Below are 23,498 nucleotides of genomic sequence, written 5' to 3' on the forward strand. Positions count from 1 at the left end.
TTTCGGGCCGCGCAATTCCAATTATTGAATGCATGGCAATCTATAATTAAATCCTTGTCGGCCTGAACGAGGATATGCCATGACCGCGGAAACCATCGATCATTCGACCCTTTCCCGCCTTGTCGAAGCAGGAGCGGTCGAGGCGGTTCATGTCGTCGGCAGGCCCGGTGGCTGGTCGATTCTCATCCGCTACGGCAAGGCCGAGCGCCCGCTCGCCGCCCAACGCAGCCGGCAGGTGCGCGTCTTCAAGCGCATGGATACCTTGGTGTCTTATCTCAAGGACGTCGGCATCTCTAAGTTCGATGTCGATGCAGTCGATTATGCTCCGGGGACGGCATCGCGGCCGGATCGGGCCGCAGCTCTGCGTCGTACCCATGAGGCGGCGGAATACGACACGTGGTTCCGCGAACAGGTCGAGGAAGCGATCCGGGAGGCCGATGATCCCAATACCGTCTGGATTCCTCACGAGGTCGTTGAGGAGGAGATGGCGCGTCAACGGGCAGAGCTCCTGGCGCGGCTTAAGGGCGAGGCCAAATAAAGCTCGTCTGGCGTGCGAAAGCTGAATCAGATCGCAAGAAAGCAATTCAGTTTATCACCGACCAGAACGTCGGCGCCGCAATAAGCCAGCTTGATGAGATCGAGCGTCAGACCGATTTGCTCATCGATCAGCCGGAGATCGACCGGCCCGGACGAATTGATGGAACGCGCGAACTGATCATTTCACGCACATCTTTTATCGTGATCTATCGGGTTCGCCAAAAAATCAAACAGGTGGAAATTTTGCGTCTCGTCCGCGGCGCATAGAAATGGCCGCCGAAATCCTGAAGCGAAATCCTACTGCGCCATCTGCGGCTGCTTCGCCGCCCGCGCAGCGGTCAGCTCCGCCGTGGTGTGGTTGAGGCGGTCGGCCAGCACCCGCATGATTTCCACGGCCATTTCAGGGAAATCGCTGAGCAGCTTCAGGAAGTGCTCCTTGCTGATGCGCAGCACCTCAAGCGGCGAGGTGGCGCGTACCGTTGCCGTGCGCGAGACATCGCAGAGGATGGCGATTTCGCCGACGATGGAATTGGGTTCGACGTCGGCGACCTTGATCTCGCCAGCCGGCGAGGAGACGACGATATCGGCGGTACCCGAGAGGATGACGTAGGCGGCATCACCGACATCGCCCTGAAGGAAGAGATTTTGCCCGGCTTTGTAGGTCATGCGATCTGAGGTAAACGCCAAAAGCTTGAGCTTTGCTGGCGCGATTCTTGAAAAGATCGGCACCCTTCGCAGCATTTCGACTTCGTCTCTCAACAGCATGAGCGTTTCAATCCCCTGACGCAGGGTCCGCAGGACCAGGCATCTTCAAACTCCGAGGTGTTCCCCATCGGGAACACCCACCATCGCCGCCCCTATAGAATATTACGATAACAGTTCCTTGAACATCCCGTTYTTCTCGGAAAGTTCCGGATAGTTTCCGGCTTCCGCCAATCCCCCGCGGTCAAAGAGCAGGATCCGGTCGAACATTTCGGCCAGCCGGGCATTGGAGAGCACCCAGATGATCGCCGGCCGATGGCCCTCTTCATGCAGGCCTTCGATGATGTTGCGGGTGATCTGATCCTGAACGCGCTGATCGAGCGCCGACAGCGGCCGGTTGAAGATGAAATAGTCCGAGCGCTTCAACAGCGCGCGGGCCAGGTTCAGCTTCTGCCGCTGCACCATGGTCAGCCGCTTGCCGCCGGAGCCGACGTCGAATTCGAGGCCGATCGACAGCACGTCGTCATAAAGGTCGAGCGCATCGAAGAGTTCGCCCATGATGCCGCGGATGCGGTCGGAGGCGTCGGCCTGCTGATAGGCGATACGGCCGAAGAGCACATTGTCCATCAGGCTTGCCGACGGGGTGAAACGCTCGGCGTCGTAACGCTCGATCAGCTCGGCGAGATCGGCCGGAATATGCTCGTGGAACTGCTTGCGGGCACTGACGATCTTGTCCATGAGCTCGTTTGTCAGCAAGCCGAAGCGATGGCGCGGCTCGATATAGGCAAAGCTCAGTCGGATGATGGCCGAACGTTCCTCTGGCGTGGCGTCCTCGAAGCGGCGGCTTTGCAGCTTCTGCAGCAGCGCCTGGTAGGTCGGGATGTCGTCGGCCGTCATGAAGGTCAGCTGCTGGAAGAAAGGATGGTCCGGCGGCAGGTCGTGGAAGAGTTCCACGGCGTTCTCGGCGATCTCGAGGCCCATGTCGTAGAGATCGGTGCTGAGGCCGGTCTCACGGAAGAGCTGCTGGAAATAGGGATGCGCGGCAAGCCTGCGATTGGTCATCAAAGGCCGCTTCATCGTGCCGAAGAGCAGGTTCTCGCCGACCGTCGCCTGGGCGTTATAGGCGTCGAAATCGAAAGGCACGACGATCGTGTCGAGCCCCTCGTCGCGCAGCCGGTCGCGCAGCGAGGCGCGTAGCGCGACGACATGGTCGCCGAGCGCCACATGCACGTCGGTGTTGACGGTCGAGCGCAGCGCCAGATCGAGGATGTCCTGCGAGATCAGGACGGCGTCGAGCACCGGGCGGATCGCTTTCAGAATGTCCTCGGGCCCGCTGGCGCCGGCGGCCTTGTAGTCCACCCAGTCGCTGTTCAAGTCGAGCGTCGGATTGCCGGCTTTCTCCGCCTCGGCGGAATGCCATTTATACTCCAGCGCTTCCCGCTCGTCGTAAACCGGATCGGTCATCGGCGCATGTTTCAGGCCGTAGAGCAGATTGCTGGCAAGCGTGCCGTGGAAGAAGAAGGTGTCGGACGAGGCATAGGAGATCCGCCGGCCGGTGATCGATTCCGGCATGTCGAGGAGATCGCGGCCGTCGATGGTGATGCGGCCGGAGTCCGGCCAGACCATGCGGCCGAGCGCTTCGGCGAAAGCTTCCGCGCCGCTGCCGTTCGGGCCGACGATCGCCACCGTCTCGTTCGGCTTGATCTCGACGGAGACGTGGTCGACGAGGCGGGCGCCGCTGTCGTCGGAGAGCGACAGGTTGGTGACGACGAACGCGCCCGTCAGCGCGCCGACCGGGGCGGTTGCCAGTTCCTGGATGCGGCTGTCGATCAGCGGCTCGACATTGAACTGCTCATAGACCTGCTGGTACTTCACCTGCACGTCCTGGCGCATCTGGTCCCAGTCGATCAGTTCCTTCAGCGGACCGGGCAGATCCTTGTAGGCTGATATGACGGCGACGAGCTGGCCGATGTCGAGCCGGCCCTGCAGCGCCAGGTAGCCGCCGATTGCGTAAAACAGGAACGGCGTGACCTGGGCGAGGAAGTTGTTGATGAACTTCACCAGGAACTTCCACTGGTAAAGGTCGTAGCGGATCGAGAAGATCCGGCCGAGCCGCGAGGCGATGTCGGCGCGTTCGAGGTTCGATGTATCGTTGCCGTGGATCGTGCCGATGCCGTCGACGATTTCGCCGACGCGGCCGGAGAGCTCGCGCGCCGTCAGCTGCCGCTGGCGGCCGAGATCCAGCAGGCGCTTGCGCATGCGGGGAATGACGATTGCCTGCACGCCGACGATGCCGGCGGCGATCATGCCGAGCCAGAAATTCTGCACGATGATGAAGGCGAGCGCCGTGATCGCCTGGCCGCCGAGAAGGGCAGGAGAGACGAAGGCATCACCGGTGAAGCCGCCCATCGGCTCCACCTCGTCCTTGATCATGGTGGCGATTTCGGCCGATTTTACCCGCTTGAAATGGATGGGCGGAAACCGCAGCACGCGGTCGATGAGCTCGAAGCGGATCCGGCGCAGCATGCGTTCCCCGAGCCGGCCCTTATAGGTGTTGATATAGAACTTGAAGAGGCCGTTCAGCACCACCAGTGCCAGAAACACCAGGCTGAGGGCCATCAACATCTGGAAGCGGTTGAGCTGCAACCCTTGAAAGAATTCGACATGTCCGATCAGCGGAATGTCGTAGGCAATATGCATGAAGGTCTGCCTTGCGCCCGGACCTTCGAAGCCGTCTCCCTGGATCGGTCCGTTGACGATCTGCTTCGGCAGGTCGAAGGACAGGAAATAGGGCACCATAGAGGCGGCGACGACAGCCAGAATCCACAGCTGCTGCAGCCGCGTGTTCTTCCAGATGTAGCGGGCGAGGCTTTTTTCCATGGCTAACCGTCAGCTTGCTGGGAAATTCCGGGGGCGCGAGCCGGGCGCCGGGACGGGGAGGAATTCTGAGATTAGGATCATGCAGCCGGACCGCCGATATCGCAATGAAAACAAGGCGAAGCGACCGGCTGCAAAGGTGCCGATTCTCGCCGGAACATTGCTTATACCACAGGAATTTTGGATTAGGCGAGGGATTCGGCAATCATGGAGCGAATGATGAGGGCGGTTTTCTCCGCCMCGTCGAGGTCGAGCAGGACCGATCCCCTTGGCTGTACGGTGAGCGCCTTTTCGACGGCCTCTTTCACATGGCCCGGCGTCAGTCCGTATTCCGGCAGAATATCGGCAAGGCCGAGCGCCTGCAGCCGTTCGGCGCGCACCGTCTGCTCGGTCTCGCCGCCGGCGACGAAGGGGACGAGGATCGCCCGGCACGCGGTGCGCAGGAGATCGCCGACCGTGTTGTAGCCTGCTTGCGAGATCGAGACCTTGGCGCCACGCAGCAGCGAGGGAAAATCCTTGCGGAAACGCACCAGCGTCACATTCGGGGCCGCGTCCTCAGACAGCGCGGCGAAATCTGCCTCCGGCAGGTTCGGGCCGGCGACCAGCAGCCAGCGAAGATCGGCGGGCAGCAGCGCTGCCGCCTCTTTGGCCGCGCCGATCAGCGCAGCGCCGACCGCACCGCCGCCCGCCGATGCGATGATGTCGAATGTCTCGGTCGGTTCCGGCGCCGGCGGGGCTGCGACGAGGCCGGTATAAAGCAGCCTGTCGGCGATCTCTGATGTCAGCGGGAAGGTGTCCTCGAGCCTGACGAAATCGGGATCGCCGTGGACGAGCACGGCGTCGAAATGGTCCTTGACGAGGGTGACAGTCTCCGCGTCGCGGCCGGCCTTGCGGTTTTCCTGCAGGATGTCGCGCACCGAGCTCAGGAGTTTCGGTCGCGGTTCGGCCTTTTCGATCGCCTCGAGCAGGGGCAGGAGTTCGAAGCGCATCTGTCGCCGGCCGAAGGGGAAGGCCTCGATGATGACGACATCGGGCCTTGCGGCATGAAAGGCATCGAGCAGCAGCTGGCGGCGGGCATGGAGGAAATCCTCGCCCGCTGGCCGGCCATCGGCATCGGCGAGGCCGGAGAAACCGGCATTGCTGGCGACGACTGCTGGCAAGGCCACGGTCTTTATGCCTTCGCCCGGAAAGCCCGGCACCGGCAGGCCGCCGGTCACGACAGTCACGTCAAAACCGTCTTTCACCAATGCATTGGCGATGCGGCTGGCGCGGGCTATGTGGCCGATGCCGAGCAGATGCTGGACATAGAAGAAAATACGCGGTGTCGTCATGACGCCTTCTGCCATTCGGCCTCGAACAGGCCGGTGAGCTGTCGGATGCTGGAGTGATAGTCGAAATGTTCGCGTACCTGGCTTTCGGCGGCGTCGCCGAGGCGCTTGCGCAGTGCCGGGTCGCGGATCGCCGCCTCCAGCGCCCTGGCCAGCAGCGCCGGATCCTCCGGCGGCACGACGAGGCCGTTTTCACCGTTCTTCAGGAGCTCCGGCACGCCGGATACTTCGGTCGAGACGCAGACGAGCCGCTGGCTTGAGGCTTCGACCAGCACGTTCGGCAGGCCGTCGCGGTCGCCGTTGGCGGCGATCCGGCAGGCAAGCGCGAAGAGGTCGGCGCGGCGGTAATGATCGAGCACGTCTTTCTGCGCCATGGCACCCTTCCAGACGATGCGGCCGGAGATACCGAGTTCGCTGGCCAGCGCCTTCAGCTTCGCAAGCTCCTCGCCGCCGCCGATATGGTCCATGCGCCAGTGGAGGTCGGCAGGCAGCAGCGCCAGCGCGCGCAGCAGCACGTCGTAACCCTTCTTCTCGACGGCGCGGCCAACGCTGAGGATGAAGGCCGGATCGCCGGGGTCGCTGCCGGTTCGGTTCGAACGCTCGCCGGCAAAATGGCCGAAACGGGCGAGATCGAGACCGTGATAACTCAGGTGCACCGCATCCTTTCGGTCGGTCAACGCCCGCATGTGTTCGTAGCCCGTCCTGGTGCAGGTGACCGCCCAGCGGGCGCTGCCGAGTTTTTCCTGCAGCTCCCAGTCGGGCGACGTCCAGATGTCCTTGGCGTGCGCCGAACAGGTCCAGGGCGTGCCGGTCAGGATGCTCGCATATTCCGTCACCGAGGCCGGCGTGTGGATGAAATGGGCATGCAGCCATTCGCCCTCGTCCGGCCATTCGCGCCCCAGCACCAGCGCCTGGCCGAGACGGCGGAAGCGGTTGCGGGAGATGTCGCGCTTGAGGTCGGCGAGGAAGCGTTTCATCAGCGCCTTGAAGCCGGGTCTGGAGAAGCCGGCGATGAGGCCCTTCAGCACGCGGATCGGCTCCTCGTGCAGATATTCCGGCAGATAGACGACCCGCGCCCGGATCTCGTCATGCACGGGATGGCGCTTCTTGTCGGTCGGCCGGCGCATCGAAATCAGCGTCAGGTCGAAGCCGGCCTTTTCGAGGCCGAGCAGCTCCTGGGCGATGAAGGTTTCCGAAAGGCGGGGATAGCCTTTCAGCACGACGAGGATCTTGCGGCGTGGCGGCAAGGCTTTGCCCTATTCCGCGCCGACGAGGGAAAGGTGGCTGCCGCGGCCGTCGATCCACCGGCCGACGGTCTGCGAGATATGGTCCAGCCCTTCGAGACGCATATTTCCGCCGCTCTTTGACGGTGGCTGGCGGGAAGGCAGACGCTTCAGCGCTTCGGCCATGATTGTCGGGTCGACCGACTGTTCCGGCAGCAGCATGTCGACGAGGCCGAGTTCGCTTGCCCGCTTCGCGCGCAGCAGCTGTTCCTCGCGTGGCTTGACACGCGGCACGATGAGCGCCGGTTTGTCGAAGGAGAGGATCTCGCAATAGGTGTTGTAGCCGCCCATGGCAACGACGCCGGTGGCGCTGTCGATCAGCTCTTCCATGTGATTGTCGAACTCGATCACCTCGATATAGGGAATGGCTTCTCCCTTCTGCACCAGCTTGGCGCGCTCGGCGGCCGGCATATAGGGCCCGAGCACCACGAGCGCCTTCTGCGTCAGCGTCGGGTCGGCTTCGTAGGCATTCATGACGTCGTGGACGAGATCGGAGCCGTCGCCGCCGCCGCCTGTCGTGACGAGGATGTAATTGTCCTTGCGGGCGTTGATCGAGGTCTTGCCCCTGGAGACGCTGCGCTGCAGGAAGCCGACGAAATCCATCTTCCGGCGCAGGCTGGCCGGCACGTCGAGGCCGATCAGCGGATCGTAGAAATCCGGCGGGCCGTAGACCCAGACGCTATCGTAATATTGGTCGATCTTCTGCATGATGCTGTTCTTCTTCCACTCGGCCTCGAGCAGATGCGGCGCATCCATGATCTCGCGAAGCCCCAGCACCAGAACGGTGCCGCGGGCCTTGAGATAGGCGAGCGTATCCTCGACTTCGCCCTTCAGCCCCATCGGTTCCTTGTCGACGATGAAGATATCGGGCTGGAAGGTCTCGGCCGTGTGGCGAATGCTCGATTCGCGCATCTTCAGCGTCTCGTGCAGGTCGATATGGCTGGCAAGCGACGTATATTCGCCGTTGCGGAGCTTGATGACGCTCGGGATCTTCACGAAGTCGACGCGGGCGCGGTAGTCGAAGGCGCCGGCGATCGTGGCACCCGAAATGATCAGAATGTTGAGGCCGCGATAATCCTCGACCAGCGCATGGGCGATGGCGCGACAGCGGCGCAGATGGCCGAGACCGAAAGTGTCGTGGCTGTACATGAGGATGCGCGCATCTTCGAGACGTCTGGACATGGGCATCCCTTCTGGGGTGAGCAACATACTTAGTACCCCCACCGTCCGGAGGCCAAGGGGTGGGAGCGGGGCCGCAATGGGCCGCCGCGTTTCCTGCTATTTGTAGGGATCTGCCGCATCACGCAAGCCGTCTCCCAGAAAGTTGAACGCCAAAATGACAAGAACAACAGGAATGATCGGATAGAGCAGCCACGGATAGAAGGCGATGACGCTGACGCTTTTTGCCTCGGTCAGCAGAATGCCCCAGCTGGTGATCGGCGGACGAAGGCCGAGGCCGAGGAAGGAGAGCGCGGTCTCTCCAAGGATCATGCCGGGGATTGAAATCGTCGCCGAAGCAATGAGATGCGACATGAAGCCCGGCACCAGATGCCGGCCGATGATGCGCGGCGTGCTGGCACCCATCAGCTGTGCGGCCTGGACATAATCCTCCTCGCGCAGCGCCAGGAGCTTGGAGCGCACGGCACGCGCCAGCCCCGTCCAGTCGATGATGCCGAGGATGACGGTGATGCCGAAATAGATGACGATCGGGCTCCACGTCACCGGCATGATGGCGGCCAGCGCCATCCACAGCGGCAGGCTCGGCAGCGATTGTAGCACTTCGATCAGGCGCTGGACGATGAGATCGAAAATGCCGCCGCGATAACCGGCAAGGCCGCCGATGACGATGCCGAGCACGAAGCTGATCGAAATGCCGATCAGACCGATCGTCAGCGATATCCGCGCGCCGTAGAGAATGCGCGACAGCACGTCGCGACCGAGCCGGTCGGTGCCGAGCAGGAACATCTGGCCGCCGATCGCCGGGCAGACGAGGTGATAGTTCGAGGCGACAACGCCCCAGAATTTATAGGCATCGCCGCGGCAGAAGAAACGGATCGGCTGCACGTCGTTCGTCTTGTCGGTATAGACGCGGTGCAGCGTGTCGATATCGAGCGTCATGCTGCGGCCGTAGACGTAGGGACCGACGAAGCTGCCCTTGTCGAAAAAGTGGATGGTTTGTGGCGGCGCGTGGATGAAATCGACATTGCGGGTGTGCAGGCCGTAGGGCGCCAGGAACTCGACGATCAGGATCATCAGGTAGACGGCGGCGAGAAAGATGCCGGAGATCAAGGCCAGCTTGTGCTGCTTGAACTTCCACCACATCAGCTGCTTCTGCGAGGCGAGATGGATGCGCGATTGCGCCGCCGTCATGCTTTCGGTCGCACGCGGATCGAAAGGCGCGGTCGAGACGTAATGTGGAAGCGGCGCGCCGGGTGCGGGAAGGGGCGACATTATTTGGTGCTCCTGCCTTGCAGACGGATGCGGGGATCGAGGAAGCCGAGCGCGATGTCGGAGATCAGCACGCCGATGACGTTGAGGAAGGCCAGGAACATCAGGAAGGAGCCGGCGAGATACATGTCCTGGCTCTGCAGCGCCTTGATGAGCATCGGCCCCGTCGTCTCGAGCGACAGCACGATCGCGACGATCTCGGCGCCCGAGATGATCGACGGCAGGATCGAGCCGATATCGGCGACGAAGAAGTTGAGCGCCATGCGCAGCGGGTATTTGACCAGCGCTTTGAGCGGCGGCAGGCCCTTGGCGCGGGCGGTGACGACATACTGCTTCTGCATCTCGTCGAGCAGGTTGGCGCGCAGCCGTCGGATCATGCCGGCCGTGCCGGCCGTGCCGACGATGATGACGGGGATCCAGAGATGGGCGAGGATCGACTGCGCCTTCGCCCAGCTCATCGGCGCCGAGATATATTGCTGGTCCATCAGATGGCCGATCGAGATGCCGAACCAGATATTGGCGAAATACATCAGGATCAGCGCCAGCATGAAGTTCGGAATGGCGATGCCCATCAGGCCGAGGAAGGTCAGCCCGTAATCACCCCAGCTGTACTGGTGCGTGGCCGAATAGATGCCGATCGGAAAAGCGATCAGCCAGGTGAGCAGGATCGTCGTGAAGGAGACGAGCATCGTCAGCCACAGACGATCGCCGACCACGTCGGAGACCGGCAGCTGGTATTCGAAGGAATAGCCGAAATCGCCGTGCAGCATGCCGCCGACCCAGTAGAAATAGCGCACGATCTCCGGCTTGTCGAAGCCGTATTGCTGGCGCATCTCCTCGATTTCCTGGAGGTTGGCGGTCTCGCCGGAGGCGCGCAGCTCGGCGATCTGGCTCTCGAAGAAGTCGCCCGGTGGCAGCTCGATGATGGTGAAGACCAGCGCTGAAATGACGAAGAGCGTCGGCACCATGGCGGCGATGCGCCAGAGAATGTATCTGAACACGCCTCAGGCCTCCTTGTACCAGAATGCATCCGGCATATAGACGCCGAGATAGGAGGTGGGATCGAAGCCGTAGAGGGCTTTCTCCGGCAGGTTTTGCAGCTTGGCGGCGCGAAGGATCGGCTGCAGCGTGCTGTTGATGAGACCGATCGAGAACACCTGCTGCGTATAGAGCGACAGCATCTTGTGCCAGATCACCTGGCGCTCCTCGAATTTGGCCGTCGAGCCCCATTGGCTGAGCAGGTCGACCAGTTCGGCGGCCTCCGGCAGGTCGGGTGCGACGCCCTCCTGGCCGGCGGAGAGGTAGTGCATACCCCAGAGCGGCCATTGCAGCTGATCGTCGAGTGTCGGCGCAAGGCCTGCGGGCGACATGTCGGCCGTCGGCACGCCATTGTCGAGGCCGTACCAGATCGACATCATGATCGAACCGCTCATGGCCCGGTTGCGGAAGACGTCGCGCTGCGAGGTGCGGGTATAGAGCGCAAGGCCGATATTGGCCCAGTGGTCGTGCACCAGCTCCAGCACGTCGGTGTCGAGATTACTCTCGCCGGCGGTCTCGACGGTGATCTCGGCGCGCCGCCCGTCGGGCAGCAGCCGGATGCCGTCGTCGTCACGTTTGGTCAAGCCGAGCTCGTCGAGCAGGCGGTTGGCCTCGTCGGGATCGAACTTCACGAAGGCGTCGGCATATTCCTGCTTGAAGAGCGGGCTGTCGGGCAGGACCGTATCGGCGCTTGGCGTACCGAGGCCGTAGAAGGCCACCATGTTGACCTCGTGCCGGTCGATCGCCAGCGACAGCGCCCGGCGCAGGCGCACGTCGCGGAAGAGGCCGCGCCAGACCTCGTCGGCGCAGTTGAGGTTCGGCAGCAGCGTGATGCGCGAGCCGCGCGCGAGCTTCCAGAGATTGACCTTCACCGGGAAGCGTTTCTCGGCCTCCTTCAGGAAGGTGTAGTCGTTGAAATCGATGCCGGTCGCCTGCAGGTCGGCTTCGCCTGCACCCGCCTTGGCGGCGATGATCGACGAGGAGGAGACGTTGAGGATGAAACGGTCGAGATAGGGAAGCTGCCTGCCGGTCTCGTCGACGCGGTGGAAGAACGGGTTGCGCTCGAAGACGAACTGCTCGGACGGCAGAGGCGTCGTATTGCGCCAGGGATCGAGCGTCGGCAGGTTCGGATTTTCCGGACGATAGGAACGCGCCATCTTGATGTGCAGATCCTGCCATTTCTTGACGCGGTAGGTCTTCATCAGCTCGTCCATCTTCGCCTGGTCGGGCTGGAATTTCTTGTGGAACTGCTTGAGATAATGACCAGGGCCGAAGATGACGAGCGGCTGGGGGCCTGCCAATGTCGGCAGGAACATCGGGTTGGGTTTTTCCCAGGTGTAGCGCACGGTTAGCGGATCGAGCATCTCGAAGCGCGGCAGGCTGCCGTGCGGACGAAGCTCCAGCGCGCCGCCGCCGGGTGTCAGCTTGTCGTTTAAGATGACGTCTTCCCACCAATAGCGGAAATCGTCGGCCGTGAACGGCTGGCCGTCGGACCATTTATGGCCCTCGCGCAGCGTGAAGGTGAAGACCGTGTCGTCCTCGGACTGGAAACCGGCCAGGATATCCGGCTGGAACTGCAGGTGCTTGTTGTAGCCGACCAGGCGGGCATAGCCGTAGATCGTCATGAAGCGGATGTCGCGCTGGCCGCCGATGATGGTGCGCACCGTGCCGCCATAGGCACCGGGTTCGAGCCCCATCTCCTTCAGGTTGACGATGCGCGGGCGGACAGGAATGCGCTCGGCCATCGGCGGCAGGCTACCTGATGTCAGCTGTTCCTTCAGGAATTCCGGCTCGGCGGCTTGTTGCGCCCTCACCACCGCGGGCGCGATTGCCGCGCCGACGAGGCCGCCGAGAAACGTGCGACGCGTCACCATCAACGCAACTCCTTGGCATCGGCGCCCTTGCGGGCGCGCACCAGATGGCCGTCGCCGAGGTCGGCATAGGCAAGTTCGGAAGCGTCGTCATGCTCGGCGGTGAAGGTCACGCCCCAGTTCTGCTTGTCGGCGGCGCCGTTTTCTCTCAGCGCCTTGAAATCGAGCGGTCGGTCGAGATCGGGGAAGGGGACGGCGGCAAGCAGCGATTTCGTATAGGGATGCACCGGATCGCGCAGGATGATCTCGCGCGGCGCGATTTCGACGATGCGGCCCTTGCACATCACCGCGATGCGGTCAGCCATGTAATCGACGACGGCGAGATTGTGCGAAATGAAGAGATAGGTAAGCCCCAGCTCCTTCTGCAGGTCCTTCAACAGGTTGAGGATCTGTGCCTGCACGGAGACGTCCAGCGCCGAGACCGGCTCGTCGAGAATGACGAGCTTCGGCCCGAGCGCGAGCGCCCGCGCAATGCCGATGCGCTGGCGCTGGCCGCCCGAAAAACTGTGCGGGTAACGGCTGAGATAACGCTTGTCGAGGCCGATTGCCGCCATCAATCCCTCGACCTTGCGCTTGCGCTCGTCACTGTCGCCGCGGTCGTGGATCTCGAGCGGTTCACTCAGGATGTTGCGCACCGTCATGCGCGGCGAGAGCGAGGAAACCGGATCCTGGAACACCATCTGGATCTTGGTTCGCATGTCCTGCAGTTCGGCGCCTTTGACGGAGAGGACGTCGACGACCTCCTTGCCGTCGTTGAACACCACCGCGCCACTGTCCGGCGTGATGGCGCGCATCAGGATCTTGCTGAGCGTCGTCTTGCCGCAGCCGGATTCCCCGACCAGGCCAAGACATTCGCCGCGGAAAATGTCGAAGCTGACGTCGTCGACGGCGCGCAGGACGGTGGCTTCGTGCTTGCCGAAGAAACTGCGCTTGCGCGTCTTGTAGGTCTTCGAGAGATTGGCGACGGAAAGCAGGATGCCCGGCGTCTCTGCCTGGAGCGGCTTCTTCTTGCCGACGAGGGCTTCGAGATTGACCGTCACATCGCGCAGCGCTTTCAGCCGCTCGCCGGGTTTCATGTCGAAATGCGGAACGGCGGCCATCAGGCCCTTGAGATAGGGATGCTGCGGATTGCGGAAGATCGCCTCGACGGGTCCTGCTTCCATGATCTCGCCGTGATAGATGACGACCACCTCGTCGGCCATATTGGCGACGATGCCGAGATCGTGGGTGATGAGCAGCATCGCCATGCCGAGCTTGGCCTGCAGCTCGCGCAGCAGTTCCAGGATCTGCGCCTGGATCGTCACGTCGAGCGCCGTCGTCGGCTCGTCGGCGATCAACAGCGCCGGCTTGCAGATCAGCGCCATGGCGATCATCGCGCGCTGGCGCATGCCGCCCGACAGTTCGAACGGATACATGTCGTAGGTGCGATGTGGATTGGAGAAGCCGACCAGGCCGAGCATCTCCTCGGTCCTTTCACGGGCTTCCTGCTTGTCGGCCTCGGTATGGATCAGCAGCACTTCGCTGATCTGATTGCCGATCGTGTGCAGCGGCGAGAGCGAGGTCATCGGCTCCTGGAAGATCGTCGCCATGCGCCGGCCGCGCAGGTCGCGCATTTCCTCGCTGTCGCGCGGAAAGGACAGGATATCGGTCGTGCTGCCGTCGAGCGGATCGGTAAAGAGAATACGGCCAGACGCCTTGGCCGGATTGGGCAGGATGCCCATGACCGACTGGCTGATCACCGATTTTCCGGAGCCGGATTCACCGACGAGGGCGGTGACTTTGCCCGGAAGGATACGAAGATTGGCTTCCTTTACGACGCGTAACCGGTCACCGAAAACCGAGAAGGAGACGTCGAGATTTTCAATACGCAACAGATCGGCTGCAGACGCCATACCAATGAAATTCCCCAGTCTTCTATGTTCCCGTTAAGGCACACTATCGTACCGCAAACGGGGTGTCTAGCTGATGACAATCATAGAAAAACCGCCGTCTCCCGCCGAAGTTCCCTCGGGCGAGACACGCAGATTATGGCAGGGGTTCTAAGCTCTTACTGGATGAATTTCTCCATGCTGGTGCGCTCCACCTGTTTCTTGGCGTCGCGATGCAGGAGAATGACCTGCTCGGCTTCTGAAAGTCCGTTCTGCACGGCTTCGCGGAAGCTTTCGTCGACGTTGATTGCGGGTGCCGGCGCACGCGGCTGCAGCACCGTCACCTTCTGGCGGATGCCGCGCAGCTTCTCCTCGCCGAGCGTCGTCCATTCGCCGCCGCAATAACCGGCGAAGGCCTGGCTGGCGACGACCTCGCGGCCGTATTTCTTGGTCAGGATCTGCAGACGTTGGACCTCGTTGACCGCCGAGCCGAAGGCGGAGAAGGTCAGGCGGTCCTTGAGACCGACATTGCCGAACATGACGTTGCCGACATGCAGGCCGATGCCGTAGCCGACCCTGGTCAGGCCCTTCTGCTCGCGGTCCCTGTTGAGCTCGGCGACCCGCGCCTGCGCCTGATGCACGGCCGAAAGTGCCGCCTCGCAGGCAATTTTCGATGGGTCCTTGTGGCGTCCGCACGGATAGACGGCGAGGAAACCATCGCCGAGGAAACTCAGGATCTCGCCGCCATTGCGGTTGAAGGGGGCGGCGATCGCGTCGAAGAACTGGTTCAGCGTGTCGATATAGGCCTGCCGGCCTTCCTTTTCGGCATACATGGTGGATTCGCGCATGTCGCCCATGACCAGCGCCGCCCGGATCGTCTCACCGTCGCCACGGCGGATCTGGCCGTTCAGCACCCGCTTGCCGGCGTCGCCGCCGAGATAGGTGGTCAGCATGTTGTTGGCGAGCTTGCCGAGCACCGCCATCTTGGCAGCGACCGCCAGATGGTTCTGCATCCTCAGCAGCGCATCGATCATGTCGTCGGAAAAGCCGGTATTATGGTCCGTCGACCAGGAACCCATCATGCCCTGCACCGAGCCGTCGCCGAAGGGCTGCACGAAGGCGAGATAGTCGGTGATGCTGTCCTTGCGCAGGTCCTCGAAAATCGGAAATTCGTTCGGCCCATCCTGTAACAGCCGGCGGCGGATATGCTGCAGATTGTTGTCGAGCAGGTAATAATAAGGGCTCTGCAGGAAGCGGTCCGGCTTTTGCCCGGCAGGCATGCGGAAGCCCTCGATGGTGACGCCGCTGGCGCGCCGCCAGGTGAAGCTCAGCGCATCGTAGAGCGGGTGCAGCATCGAGAAGGAAAGATGCACGCGCGCAAGTGGCAGGCCCGCAGCAGTCAGCCTTTCGCAGAAACCGCGCACGATGTTTTCAAGCTCGTCTCCGGCCAGCGAAGAGTTCGTCAGCCATTCAGCGACCCGGTCCAACAGGATGGAGGACACGCTGGATTCGATCGTGCTCATTCTCGGTATGATCCTCATAAGGCACGCCATCCCCAAGAGCCAAAAGTCCCTCGGCCGGCACATTTTCATGCGCAGGTCACAAGGAAAACAGGATGTACGAGCGGTATTATTGTGTCAACGGATCTGCCGAAAGCCCGGCAGCGGCGCCCCTCAGCTCCCCATGTCGGGGGATCGGACGGGTTGTCCTTTCGCGGTGGTTCATTATCAAAAGTCAAAATAGGGATGCTGCAAATGCGAAACAATGGGAGCTTCAATTTTTTGTGCGCTCAAGTTGCATCAAAGGGCGCGGCCTGAGTCATTTCCGCCACACCCGGTTAAGGGATTTGGACGTCAATGCCACGCGACATCCCGGCCCAGGAGATCGGCGAGAGGGTTAGGCTGAGGGCAGCCATTGGCGCCAACCGGACGGCCGTGCCGCCGGAAAGACGAGGAAGATCGGCGCCCGGGTTTAATTTGGCTGGATCATGCATTAGATCAGCCTTCTCTTCCCCGTTTGAAAGATCCCGCCTTGGCCACCTCCACCTTCGATACGCTTTTGCAGAAGATCGAAACCCGCGCGGCCCGTGCCGGCATCATCGGCCTCGGCTATGTCGGCCTGCCGCTGGCGATGGCGGTGGCGCGCAGCGGCTTTGCGGTCACCGGCTTCGACATCGATCCGGGCAAGATGGTGGCTCTCGATGCCCGCCGCTCCTATATCGACGCGGTGAGCGACGAGGCGCTGTCTGCCGAGATCGATACGGGCCGCTTCAAGGCGACGACCGATTTCGCCGGTCTCGACGAGTGTGACGTCATCATCATCTGCGTGCCGACGCCGCTCACCAAGCATCGCGATCCCGATCTTTCCTTCGTCGAGGCGACGTCGCGCTCGATCGCCGCGCATTTGCGCCCCGGTCAGCTCGTCGTGCTGGAATCGACCACCTATCCCGGCACGACCGATGACGTGGTGAAGGTCATTCTCGAAGGCACCGGGCTGAAATCCGGCTCGGACTTCTTCGTCGGCTTTTCGCCGGAGCGCGAGGATCCCGGCAACCAGCACTATCATACCGCCACCATCCCGAAGGTCGTCGCCGGCGACGGGTCTGAGGCGCTGGCGCTGATGAAGGCCTTCTATGGTGCGGCGGTATCATCTGTCGTTCCGGTCTCTTCGAATGCGACGGCTGAAGCCGTGAAGCTTACCGAAAACATCTTCCGCTCGGTCAACATCGCCCTCGTCAACGAGCTGAAGACCGTCTATGCGGCGATGGGCATCGACGTCTGGGAAGTGATCGACGCGGCCAAGACCAAGCCCTTCGGCTACATGCCCTTCTATCCCGGCCCCGGCCTCGGCGGCCATTGCATCCCGATCGATCCCTTCTACCTCACCTGGAAATCGCGCGAATACGAGCTGCCGACCCGCTTCATCGAGCTTGCCGGCGAGATCAATTCGGCCATGCCGCGTTATGTCGTCGGCAAGCTCGCCGAAGCGCTCGATATCCGCGCCGGCAAGGCGCTGAGCCGCAGCAGGGTGCTTGTGCTCGGGCTCGCCTACAAGAAGAACGTCGCCGATATTCGCGAAAGCCCGTCGCTGCGGCTGATCGAGATCATCGAGGAGCGTGGCGGACACGCAGATTACCATGATCCCTTCGTCGCCGAGATCCCGCCGACGCGCGAATACCAGGCGCTGAAGGGCCGCAAATCGGTGCCGCTGACGCCTGATACCATTGCCGGCTACGATGCGGTGCTGGTGGCGACCGATCACGACAGGGTGGATTATGCGGCGCTGTCGAAAAGTGCGGCGCTGATTATCGACACGCGCAATGTCTTCAACCGGCTCGGGCTTGCGGCCGAACACGTCATCAAGGCGTGACAGAAACGTCACTGCATAAGTCTGCTATTCGGCAGCGCCTCGCTGTTCCGGCCTGAGGGGTTTATCCACCCCACTAAGCTCGCAATCGATTCCCATCCAATTGGCCTGCTCGCAGCTGTCAAAATGGATGGGAACAACCAGCCATATATATGCAATTACAGGGCTACATACTCAACGACGGCATTGTTCCGTCAGATTCTGGATGGTGTCTTCATGGAACTCAGCAATTGGAAAGGTGCTCCCAAAGCGGAGCGAAAAATACTGGAAGGGTCTTACGCGCGGCTAGAGCCACTGAGCGCGGATCGGCATGCACAGACTTTGTTCGAGGCGGCGGCTGCACCCGGCGCCAAGATCGATTCAAGTATCTTTTTGACGATGCCCCTTCCGATTTCAGCGATCTGCGGGTCTGGGCCGAGAGGGCGGAAGCCAGCGCGGACCCTCTATTCTTTGCGGTCATCGACAAGGCGACCGGCCGTGCTGAAGGCCGCCAGGCTTTAATGCGCGTGGATACGGTCCACGGCGTAATCGAGGTCGGCAATATCCTGTGGGGACCGGCGATCACACGGACGCGGACCGCAACGGAAGCACTGTTTCTTTTCGCTGACTATGTGTTCTGCCTTGGATACCGCCGCTTCGAGTGGAAGTCAGACAACGGCAACGTTCCTTCCAAGCGAGCAGCCGAGCGCTTCGGATTCTGCTTCGAGGGCATTTTCCGACAGCACATGGTCGTCAAGGGCCTCAATCGCGATACCGCATGGTATTCCATCACCGACAGGGAATGGCCGCGTCTTCGCGCCGGTTATGAGCGCTGGTTGCAATCTGACAACTTCGACAGCTCTGGACAGCAATTGAACAAGCTGGCGTTCGATCTGTGAGTGTCACGGAGTTCGCCGCATCAGCGTGGGCGGCTCAATGGCGCGCGCCGCATGTGGCGGGCTGATGCGGGCCGCTGAAGACGTGCAGAAATTCGGCACATTCACCTATGCGGCCGACGCGCCTACCGGCACCACGAGTTTGCTCGGAGCGTGCGAGACACACATTGGAAGGACTGACCCGCGAAGCACCATAATGCGGCGACCTATGTCGACCGCGTAGACGACCATGCTCCCGGCAAACAACCTCCTGCACCCAAAAGGCGCTTGCAAATCTCGCTATTAGACGACGGTGCTAGCTTGTCGCATTTCCTGGGGCGAAAGAATGTCCCATGTGTACCGCCTCCGAAGCAATGCCCGCCAGTTCACGGATGAAGAAGTCAAGGATGGTCGACGGTTTCTCGGTAGACCGCGTCGCGATGACGAAGGTGGAATGAATACGGGTTTCCTCCGGCATAAGCTGCCTGAAACGCCCTTTCTGCACCCAGCCGCGGGCATAGTGGTCCGGCAAGTATCCAAGATAGTGTCCAGACATCACGAACATTGCTTGCGCCTCCATGTTGGAGGCAATGGCCCGCGCACGTGCTTTTGGGAAAAACTGCAATTCACGCATGTTGGCGTATGGCCGCACAACGAAATCGAAAGTCTCGACGTGTTCGATCGTCAATTCGGCTTCCGCCTGCCGGAAGAGGGGGTGCCCTTGGGCACAGTAAAGCGAATGGATTTCTTCCCGGAACCGCGAGAGCTTCAGACCCTGATAGGGTTGCGTTTCCGGTAGCAATGCTATGTCCAGACCGCCATTGGCAATTTCCGAAAGAAGCGCGTCCGGAGTGTCTATTGCCAGTTCAACGCGCGCTTCGGGCGCCCGTTCGCTGATACGGGCGATCACCCGGTGGATAGGTAGGTCGCTGTCGGTAATGGTATTATCAACGAGGCCGAGCCTTAGAGTGCCGGTAATGCGGTTTTTGAGTGCACCGATGTCGCTCTCGAAGGCATTGAGTGCCAGAAAAAGCCCTTTTGAACGCTCATGCACGATAGCACCACGGTCCGTCAGTTCAAAACCCGAGCGGCCACGCTGGCAGAGCTTGAAACCCAGACGATCTTCCAGCGCCTTGATGTGGAAACTGACCGCCGACTGACTAAGGCCCAGCGCGATCTGTGCACCGAGAAAACTCTTATGGTCAACGACCGCCCGAAACACGGTCAATGACCTGAGGTCGGATTGGGCGAGCAGCATCCGCGCATCCTTACATTAATAATCTTGATGTAAACTCCACATATTTCCTATTTTTCTGTAGCATTGTCCATGCTTCCTTGTCTTCGGAGACCACGAAACGGTCCCGGAAAAACAGGGGAACAGGACTATGAAAGTCATTCGGAATTCGAAAAGCCTTCTGATCTGCGCCGCATTTGCCATCGCGTTGGCCGCACCCGTCGCTTCGGCCGCCGAGCTACTCGAAAAAATCAAAACGGATAAGGTCTTCACTGTCGCTACCGAAGCGCGCTTCGCGCCGTTCGAATTTGTCGAGGACAGCAAGATTGTCGGCTATTCCGCGGATATCATGGCAGAGATCATGAAGGCTCTGCCCGGTGTCGAACTGAAGCGGCTCGACCTGCCTTGGCAGGGCATCCTCCCGGGTCTAGCCGCCAGTCGGTTCGATTATGTCGTGACCTCCGTCACGGTCACGCCGGAACGCATGAAGGCTTATCATCTGTCCGCACCGATCGCCGATGCCACAATGGCTGTGCTGAAGCGCAAGGGTGATACCGACATTGCCAAGCCGGAAGACATTGCCGGCAAACCGGTCGGTTCACAGGCAGGTTCGGCCCAGCTTGCCGCGCTTGAAAAATTCGCGGGCGAACTGAAGGCAGGTGGCAAAGGCGACGCCACGATTTCCACCTACACCGACTTTTCCGAAGCCTATGCAGACCTTGGGACCGGTCGCATCAAAGCTGTCATCAACTCGCTGCCAAACCTGCTCGAAGCAGCACGTCAGCGTCCCGATGTATTCGAGGTGGTGCTGCCGACCTTTGGTGCAAAAACCTATTTCTCATGGGCTGGCCGTAACGATGCCCAAAGCGCCTCGCTGAATGCGCTGATGGACGCCGAACTGGTCAAGCTGAACACATCCGGCAAACTGGGCGAGCTACAGAAGAAGTGGTTCGGCGCGACGATGGAACTGCCGGAAAAGCTGGCAGTTAGCGAGTAAGATCCAGTCATGGACAGAGGACTCTCAGGTGTCTGGCCAGCTCTTTTCGATGGCTTCGCCACCACAGTCATAGTCAGCTTTTCAGCGCTGCTTCTCGGTGCGCCGCTGGCCATTCTCCTTGCCGCAGCTTCACGCGGCGGCAGGGTTACAACCCGTCTGGCGGGACTTTATCTCTCCTTTTGGCGGGGGACGCCCATCCTCGTCCAATTGTTGATCGTCTTCTATCTGCTGCCATTTTTCGGGCTGGAGTTGCAACCAACGCTAGCCGCAACACTGGCGCTCGCATTGAACACCGCAGCCTTCCAGTCCGAGATCTACCGCGCCGGACTGCTGGCAGTCCCAAAGGGTGAGATCGAGGCTGCCAGCATGCTCGGTCTGTCCGCAAGCCAGACGTTTTTCAGGATCGAAGCGCCCCAAGCGATACGTCTGATGCTGCCGGCCCTGATCGGGGAAATGCAGGCTCTGGTGAAAAACTCCTCGCTGGTATCGGTGATCGCCGTCACCGACATCACCCGTCGGGCGCAGCAGGTCGCCGCATCGACATTTCGTCCACTGGAAGCCTATACCTCGGCTTTGTTACTTTACGTGATCATCGGCGCAGTTCTTGCGTGTATTGGCCTTTTGTTGGAGCGCCACCTATCACGGGAGGCGAAACAATAATGTCGGATTTTGTCAACGATATTCCATTATACGCGGCGGGTCTTGCCACTACGATTGGTGTTTCGCTGCTGGGCATCTTCATTTCCGTAGTCGGCGGCATTTTTCTTGCACTTGCATTGCGCAGTCGCCTTCGGCTCATTGCGATTCCGGCCCGCGGTTACATCGAATTTTCGCGTGGCGCACCTCTCGCGCTGGTGTTGTTCCTCCTCTATTACGGAGGCCCGCAGTTCGGTTTGCTGCTGAGCCCCCATGTCGCCGGCATCGTCGGTCTCGGGCTTTATGGAGCCGGACCGTTTGCGGAAATCTTTCGTGCCGGCTTCAGTGCGATACCGAAGGGTGAACGGGAGGCCGCCGAAATGCTTGGCCTGACACCGGGCCAGCGCTTTCTCAATATCGAACTGCCCCAGGCATTGCGGGTCACGCTTCCCGCCAGCGTCGGGCAGACAATCAATCTGGTCAAGGAATCTGCCGTGCTTTCAGTCATCACGCTTGGTGAACTGACAAAGGTCGCAGGTACGATCAGCTCCATCACCTTCGCTGTCGTCACCCCTTATCTTACCATCGCCCTCCTCTACTGGGCGCTCGTCGAAACTATCGCGCGTCTCGGTTTCTATGCAGAGCGACGCTTTACGGTGAAAGGCTCCTGATATGACCGCAAGTAAAGCTGCAATCTCGGTGCGCGGACTTCAGAAGCATTTCGGCGACAAGAAGGTGCTGACCGGCATCGACCTCGATATTCATGCTGGCGATGTTACCTGCATCATCGGCCCATCTGGTTCTGGCAAGAGCACGCTGTTGCGCTCTATTGCTTTTCTCGATCCTTACGACGGCGGCGATGTGCAGGTTTTTGGAAAGCTGATCGGCTGGCGGGAAACGCCACTCGGACGGGAACGGGCCGGTGTGAGGGAACTGGCGGAAACACGCAGGCCCCTTGGCATGGTGTTCCAGCACTTCCACCTCTGGCCGCACATGAGCGTGCTTAACAATGTGACCCTGGCACTTCGGCTGGTGCATGGTGTGCCTCGAAAGCAGGCAGAGGAAACAGGGCGGGCAATGCTGGAGAAGGTCGGGCTTTCCACCTTCGCGGATCGCCGTCCCGAAAGCCTTTCCGGGGGGCAAAAGCAGCGCGTGGCCATTGCCCGGGCGCTGGCAGTCCGGCCGAAGGCGATGCTTTTCGACGAACCCACCTCGGCGCTCGACCCGGAACTGGTGGGCGAAGTGCTTTCTGTCATGAAGACACTCGCGACAGAGGGAATGACCATGGTCATCGTCACCCACGAGATGGGTTTTGCCGCCCATGCGGCCAGCCGCGTCATCTTCATGGATAGCGGCCGCATTGTCGAGGAGGGCCCGCCGCAAATGCTTTTCGCCACCCCGAAAAGCGAACGTCTTTCTCAATTTCTCCAGACCTGGCGCGAACGCGCATTTTGATAGCTTGAAAGGAACGATCATGGCTGCTCACGGATACGATAAAGGCCGGCTTAACCTGCCCTTCGTCGGCATTTCCACCTTTGCCAAGAGCCCTTATGTCGAGAACTGGGACCAGATCGACGCCGATGTCGCGATCCTCGGCGCACCGTTCGATTTCGGTACGCAGTGGCGATCCGGCGCCCGTTTCGGGCCAAGGAGCATACGCGAGGCGTCTACGCTGTTTGCCTTCGGCCACGCCGGTGCCTACGATCACGAGGACGACGTGACGTATCTAGAAGGTGTAAGGATCGTCGATATCGGCGATGCCGATATCATTCACACCGACACCGCTTCGAGCCATGCCAATATTGAAATCGGCGTTCGCAAGATCCTTTCGGCAGGTGCGCTTCCAGTCGTGCTCGGCGGCGATCATTCCATCAACATCCCCTGCATCAACGCCTTCGGCGATCAGGAACCTGTCCATCTCGTGCAGTTCGATGCGCATCTCGATTTCGTCGATGAGCGCCACGGCGTACGCTTCGGCCATGGCAGCCCGATGCGTCGTGCTTCGGAAAAGCCTTGGGTGACCGGCATGACGCAGCTCGGYATCCGCAATGTGTCATCCACCGCCAAGGAAGGTTACGACCACGCCCGCGCCCAGCGGTCGGACATCCTGTCCGTGCGCCAGATCCGCAAACTTGGCGTAGATGCGGTTCTCGAGCGTATTCCAGCAGGCAAACGCTATTACCTCTCAATCGACATCGACGGCTTCGATCCATCGATTGCACCTGGCACCGGCACACCCAGCCATGGAGGCTTCATCTATTATGAGGTCCTGGAACTGATTGCCGGTCTTGCAAAGCGAGGCACCATTGTCGGTGTCGATCTTGTCGAGGTCGCGCCCGATTACGACCACACCGGAACAACAGCTATTCTGGCTGCACAGCTTCTGCTCAATACGATAGGTCGGATATTCGCGGTAAATGTCTCAGCAAATGGAAGGAATTCTCGCGTTGAATGATGCT

General features: G+C 60.9%; 19 protein-coding genes and 2 pseudogenes. 10 read left to right on the top strand and 11 right to left on the bottom strand.

Features of this window, described 5'->3' with window-relative positions:
* Positions 1 to 79 precede the first annotated feature (79 nt).
* The gene (locus tag AC1ECN_RS26130; RefSeq protein ID WP_130673861.1) at positions 80 to 538 is read left to right on the top strand and encodes a hypothetical protein; all 459 of its coding nucleotides are present in this window, start codon (positions 80 to 82) and stop codon (positions 536 to 538) included.
* Positions 535 to 804, top strand: a complete 270-nt coding sequence (locus AC1ECN_RS26135; protein ID WP_130674120.1) for a type II toxin-antitoxin system RelE/ParE family toxin — start codon at positions 535 to 537, stop codon at positions 802 to 804. Before AC1ECN_RS26130 ends, AC1ECN_RS26135 begins: the two co-directional genes overlap by 4 nt.
* 30 nt (positions 805 to 834) lie before the next feature.
* Here AC1ECN_RS26135 and AC1ECN_RS26140 read toward each other — a convergent pair whose 3' ends face one another.
* The 10 genes from AC1ECN_RS26140 to AC1ECN_RS26185 all read right to left on the bottom strand — a co-directional run bounded on the left by AC1ECN_RS26140 (position 835) and on the right by AC1ECN_RS26185 (position 15,475).
* Positions 835 to 1,302: a cyclic nucleotide-binding domain-containing protein gene (locus AC1ECN_RS26140; protein WP_018071540.1), complete on the bottom strand. Its 468-nt coding sequence runs from the start codon at positions 1,300 to 1,302 to the stop codon at positions 835 to 837.
* Between the two features lie 102 nt (positions 1,303 to 1,404).
* On the bottom strand, positions 1,405 to 4,119 hold the full coding sequence (locus AC1ECN_RS26145; RefSeq protein ID WP_018071539.1) for an ABC transporter transmembrane domain-containing protein: 2,715 nt from the start codon (positions 4,117 to 4,119) through the stop codon (positions 1,405 to 1,407).
* Positions 4,120 to 4,301: 182 nt separating this feature from the next.
* Complete coding sequence (locus AC1ECN_RS26150; protein WP_477954536.1) at positions 4,302 to 5,447, bottom strand: glycosyltransferase family protein; 1,146 nt, start codon at positions 5,445 to 5,447, stop codon at positions 4,302 to 4,304.
* Complete coding sequence (locus AC1ECN_RS26155) at positions 5,444 to 6,691, bottom strand: glycosyltransferase (protein WP_130673859.1); 1,248 nt, start codon at positions 6,689 to 6,691, stop codon at positions 5,444 to 5,446. Before AC1ECN_RS26155 ends, AC1ECN_RS26150 begins: the two co-directional genes overlap by 4 nt.
* A 9-nt stretch (positions 6,692 to 6,700) precedes the next feature.
* The gene (locus AC1ECN_RS26160) at positions 6,701 to 7,909 is read right to left on the bottom strand and encodes a glycosyltransferase family protein (protein ID WP_018482599.1); all 1,209 of its coding nucleotides are present in this window, start codon (positions 7,907 to 7,909) and stop codon (positions 6,701 to 6,703) included.
* Between the two features lie 96 nt (positions 7,910 to 8,005).
* The gene (locus AC1ECN_RS26165; protein ID WP_027690037.1) at positions 8,006 to 9,178 is read right to left on the bottom strand and encodes an ABC transporter permease; all 1,173 of its coding nucleotides are present in this window, start codon (positions 9,176 to 9,178) and stop codon (positions 8,006 to 8,008) included.
* Complete coding sequence (locus AC1ECN_RS26170) at positions 9,178 to 10,176, bottom strand: ABC transporter permease (RefSeq protein WP_018071534.1); 999 nt, start codon at positions 10,174 to 10,176, stop codon at positions 9,178 to 9,180. Before AC1ECN_RS26170 ends, AC1ECN_RS26165 begins: the two co-directional genes overlap by 1 nt.
* 3 nt (positions 10,177 to 10,179) lie before the next feature.
* Positions 10,180 to 12,087 (bottom strand): ABC transporter substrate-binding protein, encoded by a 1,908-nt coding sequence (locus AC1ECN_RS26175; RefSeq protein WP_130673858.1) that lies wholly within the window; start codon positions 12,085 to 12,087, stop codon positions 10,180 to 10,182.
* Positions 12,087 to 13,976: an ABC transporter ATP-binding protein gene (locus AC1ECN_RS26180; protein ID WP_024321673.1), complete on the bottom strand. Its 1,890-nt coding sequence runs from the start codon at positions 13,974 to 13,976 to the stop codon at positions 12,087 to 12,089. Before AC1ECN_RS26180 ends, AC1ECN_RS26175 begins: the two co-directional genes overlap by 1 nt.
* Positions 13,977 to 14,131: 155 nt before the next feature.
* Positions 14,132 to 15,475 carry an adenylate/guanylate cyclase domain-containing protein gene (locus AC1ECN_RS26185; protein ID WP_027690035.1) on the bottom strand — a complete coding sequence of 448 codons (1,344 nt, stop codon included), beginning with the start codon at positions 15,473 to 15,475 and terminating at the stop codon, positions 14,132 to 14,134.
* A 508-nt stretch (positions 15,476 to 15,983) separates the two neighbouring features.
* Between AC1ECN_RS26185 and AC1ECN_RS26190 the strand changes: the two genes are divergently transcribed.
* The 3 genes and pseudogenes from AC1ECN_RS26190 to AC1ECN_RS26200 form a co-directional block, all read left to right on the top strand.
* Positions 15,984 to 17,321 (top strand): nucleotide sugar dehydrogenase, encoded by a 1,338-nt coding sequence (locus AC1ECN_RS26190; protein WP_130673857.1) that lies wholly within the window; start codon positions 15,984 to 15,986, stop codon positions 17,319 to 17,321.
* 213 nt (positions 17,322 to 17,534) lie between these two features.
* Positions 17,535 to 18,196: pseudogene (locus AC1ECN_RS26195) on the top strand (GNAT family N-acetyltransferase).
* A gap of 7 nt (positions 18,197 to 18,203) precedes the next feature.
* Positions 18,204 to 18,416, top strand: a pseudogene (locus AC1ECN_RS26200) (hypothetical protein); the annotation flags it as partial.
* 72 nt (positions 18,417 to 18,488) lie between these two features.
* Here AC1ECN_RS26200 and AC1ECN_RS26205 read toward each other — a convergent pair.
* Positions 18,489 to 19,430, bottom strand: coding sequence for a LysR family transcriptional regulator (locus AC1ECN_RS26205; protein ID WP_018071528.1), 942 nt, complete (start codon positions 19,428 to 19,430; stop codon positions 18,489 to 18,491).
* A gap of 127 nt (positions 19,431 to 19,557) precedes the next feature.
* On the opposite strand from AC1ECN_RS26205, the gene AC1ECN_RS26210 reads away from it, so the two are divergent.
* The 5 genes from AC1ECN_RS26210 to speB are packed head-to-tail and all read left to right on the top strand — an operon-like array spanning position 19,558 to position 23,494.
* Positions 19,558 to 20,403 (top strand): transporter substrate-binding domain-containing protein, encoded by an 846-nt coding sequence (locus AC1ECN_RS26210; RefSeq protein ID WP_075224644.1) that lies wholly within the window; start codon positions 19,558 to 19,560, stop codon positions 20,401 to 20,403.
* Positions 20,404 to 20,412: 9 nt separating this feature from the next.
* Positions 20,413 to 21,063, top strand: a complete 651-nt coding sequence (locus tag AC1ECN_RS26215; protein ID WP_130673856.1) for an amino acid ABC transporter permease — start codon at positions 20,413 to 20,415, stop codon at positions 21,061 to 21,063.
* The gene (locus AC1ECN_RS26220) at positions 21,063 to 21,710 is read left to right on the top strand and encodes an amino acid ABC transporter permease (protein WP_174826353.1); all 648 of its coding nucleotides are present in this window, start codon (positions 21,063 to 21,065) and stop codon (positions 21,708 to 21,710) included. The genes AC1ECN_RS26215 and AC1ECN_RS26220 overlap by 1 nt, the downstream gene beginning before the upstream one ends.
* Before the next feature lies 1 nt (position 21,711).
* Positions 21,712 to 22,494, top strand: coding sequence for an amino acid ABC transporter ATP-binding protein (locus AC1ECN_RS26225; RefSeq protein ID WP_130673855.1), 783 nt, complete (start codon positions 21,712 to 21,714; stop codon positions 22,492 to 22,494).
* A 19-nt stretch (positions 22,495 to 22,513) separates the two neighbouring features.
* Positions 22,514 to 23,494 (top strand): agmatinase, encoded by a 981-nt coding sequence (gene speB / locus AC1ECN_RS26230; RefSeq protein WP_018071525.1) that lies wholly within the window; start codon positions 22,514 to 22,516, stop codon positions 23,492 to 23,494.
* The last annotated feature ends 4 nt before the right edge of the window (positions 23,495 to 23,498 follow it).

Source organism: Rhizobium sp. 01N447_2 (genome assembly GCF_056399245.1).

What these genes read in the sequence shown, in the direction of transcription:
- AC1ECN_RS26130 (WP_130673861.1), top strand. Translation starts at nt 80, where the DNA reads ATGACCGCGGAAACCATCGATCATTCGACCCTTTCCCGCCTTGTCGAA.
- AC1ECN_RS26140 (WP_018071540.1), bottom strand. Translation starts at nt 1,302, where the DNA reads ATGCTGTTGAGAGACGAAGTCGAAATGCTGCGAAGGGTGCCGATCTTT.
- AC1ECN_RS26160 (WP_018482599.1), bottom strand. Translation starts at nt 7,909, where the DNA reads ATGTCCAGACGTCTCGAAGATGCGCGCATCCTCATGTACAGCCACGAC.
- AC1ECN_RS26165 (WP_027690037.1), bottom strand. Translation starts at nt 9,178, where the DNA reads ATGTCGCCCCTTCCCGCACCCGGCGCGCCGCTTCCACATTACGTCTCG.
- AC1ECN_RS26175 (WP_130673858.1), bottom strand. Translation starts at nt 12,087, where the DNA reads ATGGTGACGCGTCGCACGTTTCTCGGCGGCCTCGTCGGCGCGGCAATC.
- AC1ECN_RS26180 (WP_024321673.1), bottom strand. Translation starts at nt 13,976, where the DNA reads ATGGCGTCTGCAGCCGATCTGTTGCGTATTGAAAATCTCGACGTCTCC.
- AC1ECN_RS26185 (WP_027690035.1), bottom strand. Translation starts at nt 15,475, where the DNA reads ATGAGCACGATCGAATCCAGCGTGTCCTCCATCCTGTTGGACCGGGTC.
- AC1ECN_RS26205 (WP_018071528.1), bottom strand. Translation starts at nt 19,430, where the DNA reads ATGCTGCTCGCCCAATCCGACCTCAGGTCATTGACCGTGTTTCGGGCG.
- AC1ECN_RS26210 (WP_075224644.1), top strand. Translation starts at nt 19,558, where the DNA reads ATGAAAGTCATTCGGAATTCGAAAAGCCTTCTGATCTGCGCCGCATTT.
- AC1ECN_RS26215 (WP_130673856.1), top strand. Translation starts at nt 20,413, where the DNA reads ATGGACAGAGGACTCTCAGGTGTCTGGCCAGCTCTTTTCGATGGCTTC.
- AC1ECN_RS26220 (WP_174826353.1), top strand. Translation starts at nt 21,063, where the DNA reads ATGTCGGATTTTGTCAACGATATTCCATTATACGCGGCGGGTCTTGCC.
- AC1ECN_RS26225 (WP_130673855.1), top strand. Translation starts at nt 21,712, where the DNA reads ATGACCGCAAGTAAAGCTGCAATCTCGGTGCGCGGACTTCAGAAGCAT.